The organism is Enterococcus sp. DIV0008 (assembly GCF_050542615.1).
GTDB classification, from domain to species: Bacteria; Bacillota; Bacilli; order Lactobacillales; family Enterococcaceae; genus Enterococcus_D; species Enterococcus_D innesii.
Map to the genome: position 1 here is coordinate 162,626 of NZ_CP172937.1, position 21,738 is coordinate 184,363.

Annotated in this window: 20 protein-coding genes; 11 read left to right on the forward strand and 9 right to left on the reverse strand. The window is 44.4% G+C overall.

Annotated features, from left to right (window positions below; genetic code table 11):
- Nucleotides 1-85: 85 nt before the first annotated feature.
- Nucleotides 86-1,357, reverse strand: coding sequence for a PTS cellobiose transporter subunit IIC (gene celB, locus IGI84_RS00765; protein ID WP_005226670.1), 1,272 nt, complete (start codon nucleotides 1,355-1,357; stop codon nucleotides 86-88).
- A gap of 159 nt (nucleotides 1,358-1,516) precedes the next feature.
- On the opposite strand from celB, the gene IGI84_RS00770 reads away from it, so the two are divergent.
- The 3 genes from IGI84_RS00770 (at nucleotide 1,517) to IGI84_RS00780 (ending at nucleotide 5,359) form a co-directional block, all read left to right on the forward strand.
- The gene (locus IGI84_RS00770) at nucleotides 1,517-2,905 is read left to right on the forward strand and encodes a glycoside hydrolase family 1 protein (RefSeq protein ID WP_371875328.1); all 1,389 of its coding nucleotides are present in this window, start codon (nucleotides 1,517-1,519) and stop codon (nucleotides 2,903-2,905) included.
- Between the two features lie 246 nt (nucleotides 2,906-3,151).
- A complete protein-coding gene (locus IGI84_RS00775) occupies nucleotides 3,152-4,432 on the forward strand; it encodes a PTS sugar transporter subunit IIC (RefSeq protein WP_061053571.1) in 1,281 nt (426 codons plus the stop codon).
- A gap of 186 nt (nucleotides 4,433-4,618) precedes the next feature.
- The gene (locus IGI84_RS00780) at nucleotides 4,619-5,359 is read left to right on the forward strand and encodes a GntR family transcriptional regulator (RefSeq protein ID WP_005226685.1); all 741 of its coding nucleotides are present in this window, start codon (nucleotides 4,619-4,621) and stop codon (nucleotides 5,357-5,359) included.
- Between the two features lie 73 nt (nucleotides 5,360-5,432).
- Here IGI84_RS00780 and uvrC read toward each other — a convergent pair whose 3' ends face one another.
- On the reverse strand, nucleotides 5,433-7,223 hold the full coding sequence (gene uvrC / locus IGI84_RS00785) for an excinuclease ABC subunit UvrC (protein ID WP_220426331.1): 1,791 nt from the start codon (nucleotides 7,221-7,223) through the stop codon (nucleotides 5,433-5,435).
- Nucleotides 7,224-7,456: 233 nt separating this feature from the next.
- Nucleotides 7,457-8,308 carry a LysR family transcriptional regulator gene (locus IGI84_RS00790; protein WP_194195009.1) on the reverse strand — a complete coding sequence of 284 codons (852 nt, stop codon included), beginning with the start codon at nucleotides 8,306-8,308 and terminating at the stop codon, nucleotides 7,457-7,459.
- A 65-nt stretch (nucleotides 8,309-8,373) separates the two neighbouring features.
- Between IGI84_RS00790 and IGI84_RS00795 the strand changes: the two genes are divergently transcribed.
- A complete protein-coding gene (locus tag IGI84_RS00795) occupies nucleotides 8,374-9,396 on the forward strand; it encodes a YeiH family protein (protein ID WP_430600600.1) in 1,023 nt (340 codons plus the stop codon).
- Nucleotides 9,397-9,561: 165 nt separating this feature from the next.
- Here IGI84_RS00795 and IGI84_RS00800 read toward each other — a convergent pair whose 3' ends face one another.
- Complete coding sequence (locus IGI84_RS00800) at nucleotides 9,562-10,329, reverse strand: DeoR/GlpR family DNA-binding transcription regulator (RefSeq protein WP_081117676.1); 768 nt, start codon at nucleotides 10,327-10,329, stop codon at nucleotides 9,562-9,564.
- A 329-nt stretch (nucleotides 10,330-10,658) separates the two neighbouring features.
- Here IGI84_RS00800 and ulaG point away from each other — a divergent pair, with 329 nt between their 5' ends.
- Genes ulaG through araD form a run of 7 tightly spaced genes read left to right on the forward strand, consistent with a single transcriptional unit; the run spans nucleotide 10,659 to nucleotide 16,291 of the window.
- Nucleotides 10,659-11,723: an L-ascorbate 6-phosphate lactonase gene (ulaG, locus tag IGI84_RS00805; protein WP_074934297.1), complete on the forward strand. Its 1,065-nt coding sequence runs from the start codon at nucleotides 10,659-10,661 to the stop codon at nucleotides 11,721-11,723.
- 47 nt (nucleotides 11,724-11,770) lie between these two features.
- Nucleotides 11,771-12,244 carry a PTS sugar transporter subunit IIA gene (locus IGI84_RS00810; RefSeq protein ID WP_081117734.1) on the forward strand — a complete coding sequence of 158 codons (474 nt, stop codon included), beginning with the start codon at nucleotides 11,771-11,773 and terminating at the stop codon, nucleotides 12,242-12,244.
- Nucleotides 12,245-13,711, forward strand: coding sequence for a PTS ascorbate transporter subunit IIC (locus tag IGI84_RS00815; RefSeq protein ID WP_016609056.1), 1,467 nt, complete (start codon nucleotides 12,245-12,247; stop codon nucleotides 13,709-13,711).
- Nucleotides 13,712-13,734: 23 nt separating this feature from the next.
- A complete protein-coding gene (locus IGI84_RS00820) occupies nucleotides 13,735-14,028 on the forward strand; it encodes a PTS sugar transporter subunit IIB (RefSeq protein WP_008376531.1) in 294 nt (97 codons plus the stop codon).
- Between the two features lie 60 nt (nucleotides 14,029-14,088).
- A complete protein-coding gene (locus tag IGI84_RS00825) occupies nucleotides 14,089-14,727 on the forward strand; it encodes a 3-keto-L-gulonate-6-phosphate decarboxylase UlaD (protein WP_194195007.1) in 639 nt (212 codons plus the stop codon).
- Nucleotides 14,728-14,733: 6 nt separating this feature from the next.
- Nucleotides 14,734-15,633: an L-ribulose-5-phosphate 3-epimerase gene (locus IGI84_RS00830; RefSeq protein ID WP_220426328.1), complete on the forward strand. Its 900-nt coding sequence runs from the start codon at nucleotides 14,734-14,736 to the stop codon at nucleotides 15,631-15,633.
- Nucleotides 15,605-16,291: an L-ribulose-5-phosphate 4-epimerase AraD gene (gene araD / locus IGI84_RS00835; RefSeq protein WP_081117735.1), complete on the forward strand. Its 687-nt coding sequence runs from the start codon at nucleotides 15,605-15,607 to the stop codon at nucleotides 16,289-16,291. The genes IGI84_RS00830 and araD overlap by 29 nt, the downstream gene beginning before the upstream one ends.
- 43 nt (nucleotides 16,292-16,334) lie before the next feature.
- Here araD and IGI84_RS00840 read toward each other — a convergent pair whose 3' ends face one another.
- The 5 genes from IGI84_RS00840 to IGI84_RS00860 all read right to left on the reverse strand — a co-directional run bounded on the left by IGI84_RS00840 (nucleotide 16,335) and on the right by IGI84_RS00860 (nucleotide 21,729).
- On the reverse strand, nucleotides 16,335-16,838 hold the full coding sequence (locus tag IGI84_RS00840; protein WP_220426327.1) for a GNAT family N-acetyltransferase: 504 nt from the start codon (nucleotides 16,836-16,838) through the stop codon (nucleotides 16,335-16,337).
- A gap of 207 nt (nucleotides 16,839-17,045) precedes the next feature.
- The gene (locus tag IGI84_RS00845; RefSeq protein ID WP_279612815.1) at nucleotides 17,046-18,485 is read right to left on the reverse strand and encodes a 6-phospho-beta-glucosidase; all 1,440 of its coding nucleotides are present in this window, start codon (nucleotides 18,483-18,485) and stop codon (nucleotides 17,046-17,048) included.
- A gap of 32 nt (nucleotides 18,486-18,517) precedes the next feature.
- Nucleotides 18,518-19,828 carry a PTS sugar transporter subunit IIC gene (locus IGI84_RS00850; protein ID WP_081117683.1) on the reverse strand — a complete coding sequence of 437 codons (1,311 nt, stop codon included), beginning with the start codon at nucleotides 19,826-19,828 and terminating at the stop codon, nucleotides 18,518-18,520.
- 158 nt (nucleotides 19,829-19,986) lie between these two features.
- On the reverse strand, nucleotides 19,987-20,745 hold the full coding sequence (locus IGI84_RS00855; RefSeq protein ID WP_081117684.1) for a MurR/RpiR family transcriptional regulator: 759 nt from the start codon (nucleotides 20,743-20,745) through the stop codon (nucleotides 19,987-19,989).
- Nucleotides 20,746-20,802: 57 nt separating this feature from the next.
- Nucleotides 20,803-21,729: an ROK family protein gene (locus tag IGI84_RS00860; RefSeq protein ID WP_081117685.1), complete on the reverse strand. Its 927-nt coding sequence runs from the start codon at nucleotides 21,727-21,729 to the stop codon at nucleotides 20,803-20,805.
- Nucleotides 21,730-21,738: the final 9 nt, after the last annotated feature.

The following is a 21,738-nucleotide window of genomic DNA, read 5'->3' on the forward strand; positions in this document are numbered from 1 at the left end:
GCTGAAAAAAGCGGTTTCGACAATCAAACCTTGGTTTTTTTATAAAAAGAACGGCTGACTGAAAAAATTCAGCCAGCCGTTGCGCTTAATCGATCGATGGTTCTGCTTGACGATCTAAAACACGTAAGAATGGATACCAGATCAAGCCGACGATCACCACGTCAATGACTTGCAGTAAACCACCTAACCAAGAGTTGGTTGCTAAGACACCACTGAAGACCACTGGAACGGTCCAAGGAACAGAAACACCAGTTGGTGCAGGAACAAGTCCAGCCGCCATCACTAAGTAGTTGAAGGTCGTTACCACAAGAGGTGCCACGACCCAAGGAATCAGGATCGTCGCATTCAAGACGATCGGCATACCGAAGATTGCTGGTTCGTTAACGTTAAAGATCCCTGGTGCTAAAGCCAAACGACCCACATCGCGGTATTGTTTTTTCTTCAATACAAAAGCCATCAAGATAACAACGGCTAACGTCATACCAGAACCGCCTAATCCAACAGTAAAGGTTTCCATAAATGGTTTTGTGACGATATGCGGCAGTGCATCCCCATTTTGATACGCTTCTAAGTTGTCTAACATCAATGTATTCCAAATCGGGTCCATCACAGAGTTGACGATGATTTGACCATGTAGACCGAAGAACCAAAGGAATTGGACAAAGAACAAAGCCAATAGAGTTGCTGGCAAGCTGCTGCCTAGTCCAGTCAATGGTTTTTGGATCAATTCATAAACCAAGTCATGCAAGTTGGCATTGAAGACACCCGTCATGATGGCATTGATCACTAAAAATACCGTTAAGGTGATAATTGCTGGAATCAAAGCGGCAAAAGATTTAGAAACTGCTGGTGGCACCCCATCAGGCATTTTGATCTGCCAGCCGCGTTTTGTGATGCGGCAATAGATTTCAGCTGCTAAAAATGCTGCGATCATCCCGATAAACATCCCTTTTGCGCCAAGACGATCAAGAGACAGCACGCCGGAGATCGTTTCGCCAGATTCAGTAGTCATAAAGAAAGGAGTTAAGATCAAAAAGCTGGCAAACGAAACGGCGCCGCCAAAAATCCCTTCCACATCATATGATTTTGATAAATAATAGCCGATACCGAAAGTAACGAAAACAGTCATGATACTCATTGTTGCATTTTGCCCATTGCCAAACAGTGTTCCTAATGTCCCTTTAGTGGCATCACTGAAGAAGGGCAGGTTGTTTAAAACGACCACGATCGATCCAAACATAGTGATTGGGAACGAAAGCATAAACGCGTCCCGCAAGACGGTCAGGTAGCGATTTTGTCCTAAGGCATTCGCCAAGGGCAAAATCTTTTCAGATAACTTGTCCATAAAACCATTCATTATTAGTTCACTCCTTAAATTTCTTTTTGCAATCGATTACATTGATAATGTATCATGTTTTATTTTAAATGTCTATACATTTATTTTAAAAAAGATTGATTTTTGTAACTGCTTCCTTTATGATTAGGGCAGCAAAGAAAAAATGAGGAGTGAATGAAGATGGATTATCAATTTCCAGCAGGCTTTTGGTGGGGGTCAGCCGCTAGTGGCCCACAAACAGAAGGTGTATTTGAAGGCGATGGCAAAGGGGCAAGCATCTGGGATTACTGGTATCAGCAGGAACCAGAGAAATTTTTCAATGGGGTAGGTCCTGAAAAAACCTCGCAAGTCTACACACGCTATCAAGAAGATATTCAACTCATGAAAGAAACCGGCCATACGACGTTTCGGACGTCGATCCAATGGAGTCGTCTCTTCCCGCAAGGCAAAGGAGAAGTCAATCAAAAAGCCGTTGATTTTTACAATGCCTACATTGATGAGCTGATCGCCAACGGGATCGAACCTTTCATGAATTTATACCACTTCGATATGCCAATGGCGCTGCAAGAAAAAGGCGGCTGGTTGAACCGAGAGACCGTGGATGCCTATGTCGCGTTTGCGCAAACCTGCTTTACGTTATTTGGTGATCGTGTCAAGAAATGGTTCACTCATAATGAACCGATCGTCCCTGTTGAAGGCGGCTATCTTTACCAATTCCATTATCCGAATGAGATCAACATGAAACATGCAGTCCAAGTTGGGTTCCACGAAACGTTGGCGAGTGCTAAAGCCATCAAAGTTTACCATGAGATGAACCTTGGTGGGGAGATCGGCATTATTTTGAATTTGACGCCAAGCTATCCAAGAGATGAGAACGATCCAGAGGATGTCAAAGCAGCGCAAATCGCAGATGCCTTCTTTAATCGCTCTTTCTTAGACCCTGCGGTCAAAGGGACGTTCCCAGAAGAATTAGTGACCATCGTCAAGGAATTAGATATGGTACCAGCGATGGAAGCTGATGATTTACAAACAATTCGCGAAAATACGATCGACTTGTTGGGGATCAATTATTATCAACCTCGTCGTATCATGAAGAAAGAATCACCGATCGATCAAGCGAAAAGTCCAATGCCTGATGATTACTTTGATAACTATGATATGCCGAACAAAAAAATGAACCCGTATCGTGGATGGGAAATCTATGAAAAAGGGATCTATGATATTTTGACGAACACGCGAGAAAACTATGGCAATATCAAGTGCTACATTTCTGAAAATGGCATGGGTGTCGAAGGAGAAGAACGTTTCGTCAATGCTGATGGCGTGATCGAAGATGATTACCGCATCGAATTTGTCTCTGACCACTTGAAGTATGTCCACCAAGCGATCCAAGAAGGAACCAATTGTGTTGGCTACCATATGTGGACCTGCATGGACAACTGGTCATGGACCAATGCTTACAAGAACCGTTACGGATTTATCTCCGTTGACTTAGCAAATGATGCTAAACGAACGGTGAAAAAATCAGGTCGTTGGTTTAAAGAAGTTTCAGATAATAACGGCTTTTAATAACAATGAAAAAAGCAATGCTGTAGGAATCAGCATTGCTTTTTTTGTGTAAAATCGCGGATTTTTCTGTCTAATTTCAAAGGGGGGATTCTATTAAAAAACCACCTGTTTTTGCAAATGATAAGCTGGGTTAAATAAAAGAACAGTTTTGATAAAGAAAAGACTAGACATGGAAACGTTCTCGTGGTATTCTTTAGTAGAAATCGGTTTCATTATTTTGTTTAGGGTTTGAAAGGAGAAAAAACAATGGATAAATTTATTGGATTTATGGAGAAGCACTTTATTCCGATCGCTTCTAAAATAGGCTCTCAAAGACATCTAGTGGCCATTCGTGACGGATTTATCGTAACGATGCCGTTGATGATCTTAGGCTCTTTTGGGGTATTGATCAACAACTTACCAATTCCTGCCTATATTGATTTTATGAATGGCATTTTTGGTGAAGGGACATGGCAAGCCTTTGGGAACAACTTGTCAGCAGGTACTTTTTCAATACTTGGTCTGTTAATCGCTTTCACAGTAGCGTATAATTTAGCTAAAAGCTACAATCAAGACGCATTAGGTGCTGGGGCGATCTCAGTTGCAAGTTTCTTCGCATTAGGTGCAATGGCGACAGGCCCAGATGGTTTGTTAACAGCTGCCGGACTTGGTTCTCAAGGATTATTTTTAGCATTAATCGTATCGATCATTTCTACTGAGATCTTCCGTCGTCTAGCTGGCAACCCACGCTTAGTCATCAACATGCCTGATGGTGTACCACCAGCAGTATCACGTTCATTTGCTGCGTTATTCCCAGCAATGATCACCGTATCGATCTTTGCTTTGTTTACAGCAATTTTCCAAGCATTTGGTGTGACAAGTATCGTATTGTCCTTCTATGAATTGGTGCAACAACCATTCATGGGCTTGGCAAACTCTTACCCAGCTGCTTTGCTATTAGGTTTTATCTCTGCATTCTTATGGTTCTTTGGTTTGCATGGTGCCAACATCATCGACCCGTTCATGCAAACGATCAATGTGCCAGCGATCGAAGCAAACGCACGAGCATTAGAAGCAGGCACAGATTTGCCTTATATCGTCAACAAACCATTCTTTGATTCTTTCGTGAACATCGGCGGAACAGGCGCGACACTAGGTCTTCTGATTGCGATCTTTTTAGTTGCTCGTCATCATAAAGCGTATATGACTGTCGCAAAACTATCCGTTGCACCAGGTGTGTTCATGATCAATGAACCAGTGATGTTTGGGTTACCCGTTGTCTTGAACCCAATCTTGTTCATCCCATATGTGTTGACACCACTTGTTTTAGTAACGACTGCTTATTTTGCAACTGCAACCGGCTTAGTTCCTGCAAGTACCGTCATCGCACCATGGACGACGCCACCAATCATCGGCGGTATTTTGTCGACACAAAGTATTGCTGGCGGAATCTTGGCAGCTGTTAACTTGATCTTATCGGTCGTTATCTACTTGCCATTCGTGAAAATGGCGCAAATTCAAGAAACACGCCGTTTAAAAAATGCGTAATGTCTGATCGAGTCGATTAGAAACAAGCGCCAAACGTAATAGACCTTATCCGGCCGCGATCAGAGTGCAATACCCCTTATCACACTGCTTCATTGGAAGGTGTAGTGGTGTGATGACACTCTTTTCGTTTGGCCGGTTCTTTTCTCGTTTTTCAAGTAATACAACACACGTTTTGGAGGTGGCAAAATGCCCAAATATATGGAGATCGCAGATGTTCTGCGTAAAAGAATCAAGGACGGGACTTATCCGAAAGACAGTCTTTTACCTTATCAAACAGAGTTAGTGGAAGAGTTTGGCGTCAGCCGAATGACGATTAAAAATGCGGTGAATATCCTGATTATGGAAGGCTTGCTGCTGACAAAGCGCGGCTTAGGGACCAAAGTTTTGAATCATTCCTTTTGGGGCAAAGATACCTCATCGGTGACAGAATACAAAGGCCTGAGCTATCAAATGAAACAAGAAAAACGGACGTTGACTAGCCAAGTCATCACCTTTGAAGTCTGTTTTCCTACAACAAGAATTCAAGAGATGCTTCAGATCACTGCTGAACAACCAATCTACCATGTGATCCGTTTGCGGATCTTAGAAGGTAATCCATACATACTTGAGCATTCCTATATGCCATTGGATCTGGTCAGCGGTTTGACGAAAGAGATCTTGGAAGAATCCGTCTATGACTATCTGTTGCAAGATTTAGGCTATAAATTTGCTGGTGCTTATCGGACCTTTCAGGCCGCCAAAAGTGATGAATACGATCAAACCTATTTAGCGTGCCAAGTAGATGATCCAGTATTGGAATTAGAACAGATCATCTATTTAGAATCGGGACGGCCAGTGGACTATTCCTGCAGCCGCAATCGGTATGATGTTCGTGGCTATTCCATGTTAGACATGAAGCCTGATCTGTTACAGCACCGCAAAAAGTAACGGCTTACAAAATGGTTCTTCAACGAAAAACGCTTCATAGCTACTGTTGGCTATGGAGCGTTTTTGTTTTGACTTAAGAAGTGGGTTGGTTTTGATCGCCTAGTTTGGCTAAGATAGTTTCCGCAACGGCTTTGGGAATACCAGCTTGCTGGATCTCTTCCACGGAAGCTGCTTGGATGTTTTTTAACGACTTGAAGGTTTTCATCAGCTGTTGCTTGCGTTTTGGTCCTAAGCCAGGAATTTCATCCAGTTTGGAAGAAAAGCTATTTTTGCTACGCAGTTGGCGATGGAAGGTGATCGCAAAACGATGGACCTCATCTTGGATCCGTTGCAGCAAAAAGAATTCTACAGAATTGCGTTCCAGCTGAATTGGATCTAAAAATTCTCCGAAAATCAACTCGCTGGTTTTGTGTTTGTTGTTCTTCACTAACCCGGCAACGGGAATATCTAAACCTAGCTGGTTATGCAGCACTTCTTGGGCAGCACCGACTTGGGCTTTCCCGCCATCGATGATGATCAGATCAGGAAAAGGCAGGTTTTCTTTTAGGACACGAGAGTATCGGCGGTAGATGACTTCTTGCATAGAGCCATAATCATCGCCGCCTTGTGCAGTACGAATCTTATATTTCCGATAATCATCTTTAAACGGCTTCCCGTCGACAAAAACCACCATTGCAGAAACCGGATCGGTCCCCATGATGTGGGAGTTATCGAAGGCTTCGATCCGATAAGGTGTCGCGATCCCCATGGCTTCGCCTAGACGATCCACTGCACCGATCGTCCGTTCTTCAGTACGCTCGATCAACGCAAATTTTTGTGCCAAGGCGATGCGGGCATTTTTATTGGCCAAATCGACTAATTTCTTTTTGTCGCCTCGTTGGGGCTGCAGGACTTTGGTTTCCAGCAGCGCTTCTAATGGGGCAGCATCGACATTTTGCGGAACAAAGACTTCTTTGGGAATGAAGTGTTCATTCTTTTGGTAAAACTGGCCGACGAAGGTCAAGAAATCCTCATCCGCTTCATTGTAGAAAGGAAACAAAGAGACTTCTCGTTCGATCAGCTTTCCTTGACGGATAAAGAAGACTTGGACACACATCCAGCCTTTGTCGACACTGTAGCCAAAGACATCACGGTCCATTAGATCGGTCAGGGTCATTTTTTGTCGCGTCATGACGGTATCGATCGCTTGGATCTGATCCCGCAGCTCAGCCGCTCGCTCAAACTCTAACGTTTCAATGGCTTCGCCCATCTTCTCTTTCAGATCTTTCAAAATATCGACATGACCGCCATGGAAAAAGTGTTTGACTTGATCCACGATCTTCTGATAATCCTTAGGGTCTACATTGTTGACATAAGGACAGACACATTGACCCAAATGATAATAAAGACAAGGCCGCTTTTGAGAAGGACCGCATTTTCGCAAAGGAAAGAGGCGATCCAGCACCCGTTTGGTTTCGTTGGCTGCTCGTGCATCAGGATAAGGGCCAAAATATAAAGCCCCGTCTTTTGAAACTTTACGAGTGATGATCAGACGCGGATAGCGCTCTTTAGTCACTTTAATAAAAGGATACGACTTGTCGTCCTTTAACATGATATTGTATTTTGGTTTATTTTTTTGAATCAAATTGATTTCCAGCAGCAAGGCTTCCGTATTTGATTCGGTAACGACGTACTCAAAATCATTGATTTCTTGAACGAGCCGTTCGGTTTTCGTATCGTGGCTGCCTGTAAAATACGAACGGACACGATTTTTTAAAATTTTGGCTTTCCCAACATAGATGATTTTGTTATTTTTATCTTTCATTAAATAACAACCAGGTTGATCAGGAAGCAGCGCTAATTTGTTCTTGATTTGTTCGTTCATTTCAAGATCCTTTCTTACTGGTTTGCTTCACGAACTGCAAAAGTAGTCAAAGGGTGGTCTAAGCTCTCCTCAAAAAGGGGAACATTAGAGCCCATAGCCAGTACTCTTCATTTTAGCACAAATTTCTTAAGAAACAATCAAACGGACCAGATCGGCAGCGAGGAAGCGTAATCGTAAGAAAAGGTTAAGAAATCCCACGAGGCGGTGGTTCTCTCCCTTAAAAACAAGTGGATTTATTTGCTTTCTGCTTGCAAGGAATCCTCTTGCGACCACTCCTGAATGAAGGTCCGCAATCCCTCAATGGCTGGTTCTGTGACTACTTTGCGCTGGATTAAGTAAAATTGGCGCTCAAAGTTTTTATCCAGCAGTTGATAGCCAATGCCGTGGGCGGCTCGCTTGGAAAGGATCGAACAGCCGAAGCCTTGTTTCAGCAAAGCGACGATCAATTCATTGCTGGCGATCTCAATGATCGGTCCTTGAATATTCTGTTCCTCCAGATAGCGTTTAGTGTAATAGTAGACACCAGAACTCGCTTCACGGACGAGCCAAGGACCGGCTTGGGGATCACCGGCTAAGACGAGCTGATCTTTCAAAATCGGGAAACGTAAAATACTTGGTGCAGATAAGGGTTTTTCAATGATCCCTAGATCTAGTTGATGTTGTTCAAGCGCTGTTAAGACTTCAGCGGAGTTCATCATCGATACCCGAAAACGCACCGTGGGAAAGGCGTTGTATAAAGCAATCATCAAGTCAGGCATCAAGGCCATCGCATAGGTATGAGAGATGCCTAGGACACAGTGGCTTTGATGCTGTGTGTTGGTATGGATCTCGCTGGCGATCGTCGACCACTCATCCAATAAATTCAGTGCCTTTTCGTAAAGGTACTCTGCTTGGGGCGTGGCGATCACGTTTTTGCGACCATTGCGTAAAAAAAGCGGTGTATCCAGGTCTTGTTCCAACTGCTTGATTTGAGCAGAAACCGTGGGCTGCGAAATAAACAGCAGTTCGGCAGCTTTCGAAAAATTTTTCGTTTCATAGACCATCTTAAAGGTCTCCAGTAATTTTAACATTGCAATCCCTTCCATTAGAAAATTCAATCATAACTATTATACCAATAAATCCTACTGATCGGTCAATCTGTGTATAATGGATGTTATATGAAAGGATGAAAGCAATGAAGCAACGACAAACAGCTTTGATACTTCCCGGTTTGTTCCTGTCCTTTTCGGTAGCCGTCATCGCCCGAATCATGGCTTTGGCTGTGCCAAAATTAGGGGGAGCAACCCTTGCTATTTTATTAGGAATCATTTTAGGAAATACACTGTTCAAGCAAGAACGCTATCAAGTCGGGACGAAGGTTGCGGAAAGTCGGCTCTTGGAATATTCGGTGGTTTTGCTGGGCTTTACCGTCACTTTCCAGACCATCAGTGAAATGGGCCTTCGGGGCTTTCTCTTTATTTTGCTGATGATGAGCTTGGTCATTACCGCTGCTTATTTGATAGGGAAAAAAATGGGCTTTAATCAAAAGATGAGCCTGATGATGGCAGGCGGCAACGCTGTCTGCGGGTCCTCTGCGATTGCGGCGATCGCACCAGCCATTGATGCCGATGATGAAGAAAAAGGGCAGATCATCACCTTGGTCAATCTTTTAGGAACGGTGATGATGCTGACGCTGCCGTTTTTAGGCTTGGCCTTATACGGCGATGATCTGTTGCAAAAAAGCGCCTTACTTGGTGGCACGCTGCAATCCGTCGGGCAAGTCGTGGCAGGGGCTAGTTTGATTGATGCCGACACCGTCAAATACGCGATGCTCTTTAAAATCGCGCGCATCATCATGTTGGCAGGCGTCGTCATTGTTTTTGAACGAATGACGACAAAGCCCCCCACCAAAACCAAAGGAAAAGGCAAACTACGGCTGCCGATCCCTTGGTATGTGTTGGGCTTCTTGACCATCTGTATCTTGAACAGCTTCTTGCCGCTGCCTAGCTGGTTGAATGAGGGGGCTCATTTTATCAGTACGTGGTTTGAAACGACGGCGTTGGCAGCCATCGGTTTGCGGCTGGATTTCCGCAAGTTTTTAAAAGAAGGCCCGCGCTTTTTATTCTATGGTCTTTCCGTTGGCGCCGTCCAAACCGTGGGTGCTGTTGCATTGATTTGGTTGCTGCGGCTCTAATTCACAAGAGGCACGACCCATAAAGCACGTTTGAAGTGCACGATTGTTTAACGAAAAAAGCCACGACGGTTGATCGAAGGGCACGCTTTGCTGTTTCTGTTGGAAGAGGCAGCAAGGCGTGACTTTTCAGATCAACTGTCGGGCTTTTTTTAGCGGCAAAGAAGGTTAGACGGGTACTTGGATGACTTGAACACCTTGTTGCTCAATCAAATCGATGACTTTGGGATCAGAATAATGATCGGTGATCAGCAGATCGATAGCCGCAATTGCGCCAATCGTAAAATTGGATTGCTTACCGATTTTGCGATAATCCGCGATAACGATCAACTTGCCAGAATTTTCGATGATTTTCGCATTGACTTTGGCTTCGTGGATTACTGAAGTGGAAATGCCGGTCTGTAAATCTAACCCACTACAGCCAATGATCGTAACATCAGAACGAACGTGAGAAAATGACTCCACGGCGATGTCTCCTGACAATGCCGCTTTAGGGTAACGTATTTCGCCGCCACTTAAAACAATCGTTGATTTTGGATGGTGTTCCATTTGGATCACACTCGTGTTGTTTGTCAGCAAACTGATTCGTTTGTCTGTGAGATGGCGCAACGTTTGAGCCGCACTGGTACTCGTATTGACGAAAAGGGTATCGCCATCTTTTACTTGGCGAGCCGCTTCTTTGGCCAGTCGATCTTTGATGTACTCGATCGAGTCGGTGGGATGCGCTTCATCTTCATAAGCTTCACAGTATTCGATTTTTCCGTGGGTTTGTTTGATCTGACCCATCTCACTGAGGACAGTACAGTCTCTGCGGATCGTCATCTCTGATACTCCCAACTGATGACTGAGGGTCCTCACATCAGAAAGACCAGATGCTTTTATCAAATCGATCAATTGTTTTCTTCTTTGCCTCACTTCTTCATTGGAACGTTTCACGATACTTCCTCCTCACATGCGCTTTTTTCTATTATTGTCTTCTATCATTTGTCCAGCTTGCAATTATCCTGTGCAGCAAAATCACGTGTCTCTTTCTCACGAATTCGCGGGAAAATCGCACAGCTGTCGTTTAGAAACTGCCATTTTTTTATCGTTTCTGCTTTCGAACTCATTTTAACATATCACAGAAACATTACCATATATATTAAATAATCACATTTATTTCTCGGTAAATTAACATATAATAAGATAAATTAACATAAAACTTGATTGAAAGCGTTTTTCTATATGTTAGAATCAAGGTGTAAATAAGCAAGGGAGGAACAAAGATGGTACACGTAAATGATGTTTCGAAAGAGAGTTGGCTGTTAAATACGTTTCCAGAATGGGGAACCTATTTAAACGAGGAGATCGAAAGTGAACTTGTGAAAGAAGGCACAGTTTCCATGTGGTGGCTAGGCTGTACGGGTATTTGGTTAAAGAGTGCGGAAGGAACCAACATTTTATGCGACCTTTGGTGCGGCACTGGCAAGCGCAGCCATGGGAATGGGCAAATGAAAAAAGGCCATCAAATGATGCGGATGAGTGGTGTACAGGAAATGCAGCCTAACTTACGGACGCAGCCCTTTGTGATCGATCCATTTGAAATCAAAGGAGTGGATGCGTTAGTGGTGACCCATATTCATTCCGATCATTTAGACATCAATACCGCAGCTGCAGTCCATCAAAATTGTCCAGAAGCAAAATTCGTCGGTCCCCATGAAGTCGTTGCAACTTGGTTGAAATGGGGAATACCAGAAGAAAAAACCATCGTGGTCAAACCAGGGGATGAAGTGACCATTGGGCAGGTGAAAATCGTCGCTTTAGAAGCATTCGATCGAACCGCTCTGATTACTTGTGAAGATCCGGATACTAGCTTGAAAGGAAAAATGCCACAGGACATGGATCGTATCGCAGTCAATTACTTGTTTGAGACTTCCGGTGGGGCGATTTATCACGCTGGAGATTCTCATTATTCGAATGTATTTGCCAAGCATGGAAATCAGTACAAGATCGATGTTTGCTTAGGTGCATATGGCGAAAACCCGCGGGGCATCACCGACAAGGTTACTTCAGTCGATATGTTGCGGATGGCAGAATCCCTCAATGCCAAAGTAGTGATACCTGTACACTATGATATCTGGTCCAATTTTATGGCTGATCCAAAGGAGATCACTGAGATTTGGAAGTTTAAAAAAGATCGTTTGAACTATGAGTTTAAACCGTACATTTGGCAAGTTGGCGGCAAATTTACCTACCCAACGAATAAAGATGATCTTGAATTTAATTTCTATCGAGGTTTCAAAGATGTATTTTCGGTCGATAATGATACGCCATTCCCTTCTTTTTTATAAAAGAAGGGGGGATGCTGCAAAAGCCAAATTTGAAAGGAGCAAAGGTAATGCTGCGTTATTTTTATGAAAATGAGTTGGTTGCGATCAATCATGAACAGCCCGAAGATTGGGAAGCCGCTATCTGGGCGAGTGGCGAAGGATTAAAGCAAAAGGCGTTGATCACGGATCAGTACATTGAAGATGTCATTCGGGATGTTCATCAATACGGTCCTTATATTGTGATCATTCCCAAAGTAGCCATGCCCCATTCTTCAGCAGAAAGTAAAGGCGTCTTAGGAACGGGGATCGGATTGACGATTTTTCCAGCCCCCGTTTCATTTCAAGATGATGACCCCGACAAAGAGGCGCAGTTGTTCTTTATGCTCGCTGCCAAAAACGCTGAAGCACATATGAACAATATCGCTAGTTTATCCGAGATGCTAATGGAAGATGGGCTGGTGGAAGATTTACTAGGTGTAAAAACGATGGCAGATTTTGAAGCGGTGATGGAGAAATATGACCAAAAAGAAAGCAGGGATTAGATGGAAATGGTAGGAGATTTCTTATTGAGATGCTGGGATTACTTTGCTCAGAATATTTTGATGCAGCCAGCTTTTTTGATCGGTTTTATTGTACTGATCGGTTACTTACTATTGAAACGGCCGTTTGTTGAATGTGTCGCAGGTTTCTTAAAAGCCACCGTTGGTTACTTGATTTTGACGATTGGCTCTGGTGGATTGGTCAATAATTTCCGTCCGATCCTGGTGGGGCTTAAGGAGCGTTTTGAATTAGATGCGATGGTCACTGACCCGTATTTTGGTCAAAATGCGATCACCGCCGGCATTGAAGAACGATTTGGACGCACCTTTGGTGACACGATGCTCTTATTATTAATTGCCTTTGTTTTTAATATCTTACTCGTTCGCTTTAAAAAATATACGAAGCTGCGGGCCGTCTTCACTACTGGAAATGTGCAAGTACAGCAAGCCGCAACGGCCTTTTGGCTGCTGCTATTCTGTTTTCCAGACTTGGGTCGAATCGAAGTCTTACTTGTCATGGGCTTGATCTTAGGCTGCTATTGGGCGGTTGGGTCCAATTTGACCGTTGGCATCTGTCAAGATTTAACGGAAGGTGCTGGTTTTGCGATTGCCCATCAACAAATGTTTGGTGTTTACTTCTTTGCACGACTTGCGGAACGGTTCAAAAAGAACAAATCCAACCGGAAATTAGAAGATGTCGAACTGCCGGGTTTTTTATCGGTCTTCAATGAAAACATGGTATCGACTTCGATTTTGATGCTCTTTTTCTTCGGTATCATTTTAGTAACGCTTGGACAAGATTATTTAATAACAGCAGGATTTATGGCAGAAGGACAAAGTTTCTTATTTTATATTTTACAAACATCACTAATGTTTGCCGTCTATTTAGCAATTCTTCAATTAGGTGTTCGCACCTTCGTTTCTGAATTGACCGAGTCATTCCAAGGAATCTCGAATACGATTTTACCAGGTGCTGTTCCAGGGATCGATATCGCCGCAACCTTTGCCTTTGGTTCACCAAATGCTGTGACGGTGGGCTTTTTATTCGGTGCACTAGGACAATTCTTAATGATTGCTTTACTGATTTTGTTCCGTTCACCAACGATCGTGATTGCCGGGTTTATCCCACTGTTCTTTGATAATGCTGCGATCGCTGTTTTTGCCAACAACCGTGGGGGCATCAAGGCGGCTTGTCTTTTCCCATTCTTATCAGGCATTATTCAGATCGGTGGTTCGGCATTGATCGCTACTTGGGTAGGATTGTCTCAATATGGCGGCTATCTTGGGATGTTCGACTGGGCGACCGTCTGGCCATTCTTTACAGTATTGATGAAATTCTTAGGCATCATTGGTGTGGTTCTTGTAGTGGTGATCTTATTAGTGATTCCACAGTTGCAGTACCGCAGAGATCCAGAAGGGTATTTCTTGATCGTAGATGATTATGATGCGTATGTAGAAAAACAAAAATAATGAATTCTTAGGAGGAAAAGAAGATGAGAGTATTGGTATCTTGTGCAAATGGATCAGGAACAAGTTTGATGATGATGCGGAGTGTCGAAAAAGCTTTGAAGTCAGAAGGGATTACGATCACCTCTATTCATCATTGCGCGATTTCTGAAGGCAAAAGCACCGCCAAGAATTACGATGTGGTCTTTACGCCAATGAACTTTGTCAATATGTTCGATAAAGCCAAAGAAAAGGGCGTAACAGTGATCGGGGTCAGAAATGTGATGTCCCCCAAAGAAATTATTGAGCGGGTCAGAGAAGCGGGTCTTTCAAAGGAGTAGTCAGCGTAACAGGATGTGGCAAAACAAAAAGGTTGGTCAAACAAAAGAGAGGGGAATTTCATGAGTATACCAAAACTGCAGATCGCTTGCGATCACTCCGATTTAGCTAGTGCACTGGCTGATATCAAAAAAGTCGGCGATGTGGTGGATATTATTGAAGCAGGGACTATTTTATTGTTGCAAGAAGGAGCACAGGTTTTACGCTGTTTCCGAGCAATGTATCCGGAGAAGTTGATCGTAGCAGACACAAAATGTGCCGATGCCGGTGGGACGGTCGCCAAAAACTGCCAGCAAGCTGGCGCGGATTATATGACCGTGATTTGTGCAGCAACGATCCCAACAATGAAGGCAGCGGCAAAAGAAATTGCTGAGATCCAAGTAGAATTATACGGTGACTGGACCTACCAGCAAGCACAGCAGTGGCTAGATGCCGGCATCTCACAAGCTATCTATCATCAAAGTCGTGACGCACTGTTAGCTGGTGAAACATGGGGAGAAAAAGATTTAACGAAAGTCCGTAAATTGATCGATATGGGGTTTCGAGTGTCAGTCACGGGAGGATTGAGCGTCGAGACGTTGGCTCTGTTTGCTGGCATTGATGTGTATACCTTTATCACAGGACGAGGCATCACTGCCGCTGATGATCCGCAACAAGCAGCAGTTGATTTCAAGCAAGAGATTTTACGGATTTGGGGGTAGTTTTCTATGAGTTTGATCGGTCTATATGAAAAAGCAACACCCAAAGCCCTTTCTTGGCCGGAACGATTGCAGTTTGTCAAAGACCGAGGTTTCGACTTCATTGAAATGTCCATCGATGAATCCGATGAGCGCTTGGCACGCTTAGAGTGGGACCAAGAGCAACGCAAAGAGATCGTCGAGGCAATCTATGCCTCGGGGATCAAAATCTTGTCTTTATGTCTCAGTGGACATCGGCGGTTTCCCTTCGGTTCGATCGATGAAAAAAAGCGCAAGCACGCGATGCATCTGATGGAAAAAGCCATCGACTTGGCTTCAGATTTGGGTATTCGCTGCATCCAATTAGCCGGATACGATGTGTATTATGAGGAAAAAAGTCTTTGTAGCCGAGAATGGTTCATTGCCAATCTAAAAGAAGCCGTCGCCAGGGCGTCTGAAAAGGGGGTCGTTTTGTCACTAGAGATCATGGATGATCCGTTTCTAAATTCTATCTCAAAGTATTTACGGATCAAGGAGCAGATCCCTTCGCCCTATCTACAAGTCTATCCAGATGTCGGGAACCTATCGGCCTGGCCAGAAAATGATGTCGGTTATGAATTAGAAAAAGGCATTTGCGAGATAACCCAGATTCATTTGAAAGATACATTGGCGGTTTCAGATAAGTTTCAAGGAAAGTTTAAAGAAGTACCATTTGGTACTGGGTGTGTTGATTTTGATGGCTGCTTACGCACGCTGAAGCGGTTAAATTATAACGGTTCTTTTGTCATCGAGATGTGGAGTGAGACGAGCGCTGACCCGATTGGGGAGATCGAACAAGCCAAAGCATTTTTATTACCAAAACTAAAGGAGGTCGGATACCTTGATCAATCAGCTTCAATTGATGAAAGAGCGAGTCTATCAAGCCAATAAGAGACTGCCTGAGGAAGGACTAGTAAAGCTGACTTGGGGAAATGTCAGTGAGATTGATCGAGATTTAGGGATCATCGTCATTAAACCCAGCGGTGTTGATTATCAGACGATGACGGTTGATTCAATGGTGGTTTGCGACTTAGCGGGAACACCGAAAGAGGCGAAGACGTTGAAGCCTTCCTCGGATATCAAAACCCATGCGCTATTGTACAAGCACTTCGAAGGCGTCAAGGCGATCGTTCATACGCATTCGACAAATGCGGTAAAATGGGCGCAAGCACAGCGAGACATTCCTGCATATGGAACGACGCATGCGGATACTTTTTATGGTAGTGTCCCTTGTACACGACCGTTACGGGCCTCTGAGGTAACGGCAGACTATGAAAAAGAAACCGGCAAAGTCATTGTCGAGACGTTTGAAAAGCGGGGATTAGATCCGCTTGCATGCCCAGCTGTCCTCACAGCGGGACACGGTCCTTTTACTTGGGGGCAATCTGCGGAACAAGCGGTCAGCACTAGTATTGTTTTAGAAGAGGTTGCAGAAATGGCATTAGGTACCGAAGCTTTGACCTTGGATCGAACACCGATCGCTGATTACTTGCTAGATAAACATTATTTCCGCAAGCATGGCGAACATGCTTATTATGGACAAGGATAACGGAAAAGCAGCTATTCCTAGCGATCAAGGAACGGCTGCTTTTCTATTCGTTTTCTTCAGCGAGTGTTTTCACATAAAAGCGATCCATCGTGGTATGCTGTGCTGCCAATAGTGGCTGGCACAATGCGCGATAGCCGGCTTTTTGATAGACATGCAAGGCAGCTTCTAAAGAATGATGGGATTCTAAATAGAGTTGCCGATAGCCTAGTTCAAAAGCTTTGGCCTCGATTTTCGCCAGCAGGGGATAGCTGAGACGCTGCCCTTTGGCGGCATCACTGAGATAAAATTTTTGCAGCTCGGCGATTTGCCCTTCTGAATCATAAGCGGCAAGACCACCGCCACCTAAAAGGGTACCCGATTCATCGGTGACGACAAAATAATGGCGGCTAGCAGGATCTGCTGCATAAAATTCACTTAAGTGGTCTAACTCGGGATCAAAATAGGCAGTTCCTGGAACCGCCAACTGGTGGTCGGTCAAGCTTTTGCGAATGATAGCAGCTAATGGGGCATCATCTTGAGATTGGATCGGACGAAATATCGGCTTCATGCAGTTCCTCCTTAACGTAAAAGTAAATGAATAGCTATAGTGTACCACAGCATCGAGGTAGTGTTTAGTGATGATAAGAAAAGCCATCCTCGCAATGGCGCACCTCATTCTAGAATAAGAAAACCGCCCCTCGTTGCCAGGCTCCTAATGTAAAAAGGAGGATGGCGCAACGAGGGGCGGTTTTTGTGTTAGTCATGGAAGCAGTAATTAGAGCGTTTCACCATTAGAGGCGATCACTTGCTGGTACCACGCAAAGGAATCTTTTTTCAAACGATTCAAGGTTCCTTTGCCGGTATTGTCTTTGTCGACATAGATCATGCCATAGCGTTTCTCCATTTCGCCGCTGCCGAAGCTGACGATATCAATGATCCCCCAAGGCGTATAACCTAATAGCGGTACACCATCTTCAACCACCGCTTTTTCCATCTGTTCGATATGCTCTTTCAGGTAAGTGATGCGGTAGTCATCATGGACTTGCTGTTCATCGGTTAATTGATCGTAAGCACCAAAGCCATTTTCTACGATAAATAGCGGCAAGTCATAGCGTTGATAGATCGTATTTAACACATAGCGCAACCCGACTGGATCGATAGGCCAGCCCCAATCAGAAGCACTAATATAAGGATTCCTCACGATTTTTGCTCCCGGGATATCCTCAGTTGGTGTGCCAGCCACTTCATCAAGGGTTGAGATCGTTCCTGACATGTAATAGCTGAACCCAATATAATCAACGGTTCCCCCTTTTAATAGCGCTTGTTCCTCGGGCGTGATCTCAATCGTGATGCCTTTTTTTGCCCAATATTTTTGCACATAGGTTGGGATCTTGCCTCGTACGTGGACGTCGCTGTAAAAATAGCGCCGTTCATTGGCTTTGACGGATGCCATCAAATCAGCTGGCGCACAAGAGTAGGGGTAGACCGGGACATAGGCCATCATACAGCCAATCTGAAACTCTGGATTGATTTTTTTGCCTTCGATCACGGCTGCCGCACTGGCAATCAACTCATTGACGCCCGCTTGAAAGACGAGTGCTTCTTTTTGACTGTCATCCTCGATGATCATGGCAGAATTGGTCCAAACGTGCAGCGGCTCTTGCCCATCTGCTTGATTATTGATCTCATTGAAAGTCATCCAATACGTCACTTTGTCACGATACCGTTGAAAAACAGTCTTAGCGAATTTGACAAAGAGGGGAATCACTTCTTTGTTAGCAAACCCACCAAATTCTTCATAGAGGGCGTAGGGCATTTCAAAGTGGGACAAAGTGATCACGGGTTCGATGCCATTTGCCTGCAATTCGTCGAAAAGATCATCGTAGTATTGGAGACCGGCTTCATTTGGTTCTTCTTCTGTTCCCGTTGGATAGATCCGGCTCCAAGAAATCGATGTCCGTAGACATTTCAAGCCCAGTTCTTTGAATAACTGGATATCTTCTTTGTAACGGTGATAAAAGTCAATGGCTTCATGGTTCGGGTAATATTCCCCTTCAATGACGCCTTTGGTGATTTTACGGGGAATACCGTTGCCGCCGGCCGTCATGACATCGGCGGTACTCATTCCACGACCAGCAACATTCCAAGCGCCTTCCGCTTGATGGGCAGCGATCGCGCCGCCCCATAAAAAATCTTTTGGCATTTTTGCGGACATAAATTTCATTCCTCCTCGACTCATTCGTTTGCTTATAATTCTACTTTCTGGGAACGGTTAGAGGCGATCACGAAAGGCAAATAGATCAAGACCGAAATCGCAAGACAAACGACACCGACAACCGCAGCGATCGCATTTCCTCCAGTTCCTAAAAAGAGATTAATGATTCCTGGGGTCGTCCATGGTACCCCAATCGCTGGGGTCGGCATGATCGGCCAGATAACGGTGACAAAATAACCCACCAAAATATTGACCATTGGCGTCAAAATAAACGGAATGATCATGATTGGATTCAAGACAATCGGCAGACCGAAGATCATCGGTTCATTGATTTGGAAAATCCCTGGAACTAAGGACATCTTAGCGATCTCACGTTGTTCTGGACGTTTTGAAGCGATGAAGATCGCAATGATCAAGCCCAATGTCATACCAGTTCCGCCCATATTTGCGAACATATCATTTAAAACGCCCCAAGTTTCTTTGTAAGGAACGTCCCACAAGGAGCCGCCCTGGTTGATAAAGTCTAGGTTAGCTAGGTCCTGTTCGGTAAAAATCGCTGAACGAACCGCATTCAAAGTATTTGGTCCATGGATCCCGATCGCAAACAACGTGGTTTGCAAGAACGCCAAGATCAAGACACCGACGACATTGCCCCCCAGATCCCGCAATGGACTTTGGATCCCATTGTAAATCAGTTCATTGATGCCTTCTGGTGCGATCATCAAAACTAAGAAATTGATCAAAGCAGTGACTGCCACGATGATCACGATCGGAATCATGCCAGAAAAGGAACGGGAAACAGCTGGTGGTACCATTTCAGGCATTTTGATCTGCAATCGTTTGACCTTGAAAAGCTTCGGTAAGAATTCACCGACCAAACAAGCCACGATCATAGCTACGAACAACCCTTGGGCGCCTAAATATTGTGTAGAGATCACATTGACATCATCTACTGCAAAGGAGGTCGGGTATAAGATCATAAAGGCAGCGACACTTGTCAAACCAACTAGCGTAGCATCTGCTTGAAAATGTTTAGCTAAAAGTTGGGCAACAAGAAACGCAATGAATAAACTCATGATGTTGATGGTCCCGTTCGCCACGGAAGCTAGGACTTGCTGAGCACTTTCCAGATTAGGGAAAAGCCGATTCAGTTGAAATAATTGCACGATGAAACTTTCATTGGAAAATAAAATATTGTTGACCAAAATAACGAGAGAAGAAGCGATGGTCAGTGGGAAAATCAGCATGAACGCATCCCGGATCGCTGCTACGTGGCGTTGATTGTTCAACTTTGTTGCGATTGGTACCAACGAGCGGTCTAACAGGTCATTGAATTTTTGCATAATAATAACACCTTTCATTAATTGATGCCATCATTATAGCGAATGAAAGCGGCTGAAAGTAAGCGGATACGGATTCCGTACATATCTCTCAAGAAATGAAAAAAATTCCGCAGCCGGAACACAGTGTTACAAAAAAGATGGTTCAGTAAACTGAACCATCAAGGGTTGGAACGATAATCTTGCAAATAGCCGATCAGTGTTTCTAAAATCGCTACTGAAGGCAATTGACTAGTCAAATCAAGAAAGATGTCTTTGCGTTCCTCTTTGATCGCATACTCGATCGAATAATCGCACAGGCGTGCCAACGTACTTTCCCGATTGGGGGTAATGCAATATTTTTGCACGATTGCCTGATTCTCTAAGCCAGTAATGACTTCGATCAGTTCTTTGGTTTCACCAGAGACACTCAGAAAAACCAAAACATTTTTTTGATCTTTTCGCAAAAAGCTTTTGATTGGGTAGGTCAGCTCATCAATGCTGATACTAAAGTAACCGAGACTGGCTAGCTTGCGGGCAACGTATTGCGCGATCGCACCGGATGCCCCCATCCCCATAAATAAGATCAAATCGGCATCCCGCATCGCTTCGGCAAGTTTTCGTATTTGGTATTCCGCATCAGGGTGGAAGATCTGCATATTCAAGCCTTTGATGCGCGCTTCTAAACCTAAGTGTTCAGGATGCGCGTCAAAATGGGCTTTTTCTAAATGATTTTTGATATAGAAGCGAAATTCTGGAAACGACTGAAAGCCGACTTTTTGAATAAAACGAAAGACCGAAGTCGAAGAGACATGAGCATCATCGGCAATGTCGCGCACACGCATATATGGGATCTTTTCTAAGTGATTGACGATAAAACGGTAGATTTCTTGTTCTACCGCAGAGAGCTTGTTCAAGTTTAATTGTTCAAAAAGCGCCATGCTGGTTCCTCGCTGTCCTAGATAATCAATTTACACCAGTATAGCATATCCGAACTTTTAACGGTGCAGCTGTTGGTGGATCTGATAGACTGCGCCGATCAAGCCAGCATCGTTTTTCAGTTTCGCTGGACGAACAGGTGCGATGGTTTGTCCGCGCAAATAATTGATCGCTTCATGCCGTGTTTCCGTGATCGTCAAGCGAGCCTGCAGGCGTTCCCAGAAATAAGGATTGGCACTGATGCCGCCGCCGATCAACACCAATTCTGGGTCAAAACAGCTAATCAAATTGATCAGCCCTACAGACAAATCCGTTAGAAATTGGTCCGTCAGCTTCAGCGCCAACGCTTCGCCTTGCTGCGCGCGGTCAAAAATTTCTTTGGCGTCTTGGGTGGGTTCAAAGCCAGGAACTGCTGCGCCAGCTAAATTGTAGAGGCGAATCAAGCCGCCCACGACGGCAGTTTTTTTATTGATGGAACTTTCCTCGATATTGCCTTCTTCTGGCAGCTGATCGATCACCATCCAGCCAAATTCACCAGCCATGCCATGAGCACCTCGGTAGACTTGGTTATTGATCACGATCCCACCGCCTACACCAGTGCCTAGGACAAGACACAAATAGTTGGCAGCCTCTTGCGCATTGCCGATCCATTTTTCAGCAATCGCTGCTGCATTGGCATCATTTTCCACCGCCACAGGCAATCCTGTACGCGCTTCCAAGACTGCTTTAAAATTTTCACCATATAACGATTTGATAGCGCCTGCCGTTAACATAAACCCGTCTTTTTGAACGATCCCTGGGGCACTGATCCCAATGCCATCAATCGTGTGGCGGCTCTGGGCATCTTCGATAATCGTGAGTAGATCCTGATAAAACTGAGCTGGCTCATAACTTGTGGGGATCGCTGATTTTTCAAGGATCACGCCGGTTTCATCTAAAACCCCATATTTAATACTTGTTCCGCCAATATCAAATCCTACGTACATTCTTCTTCC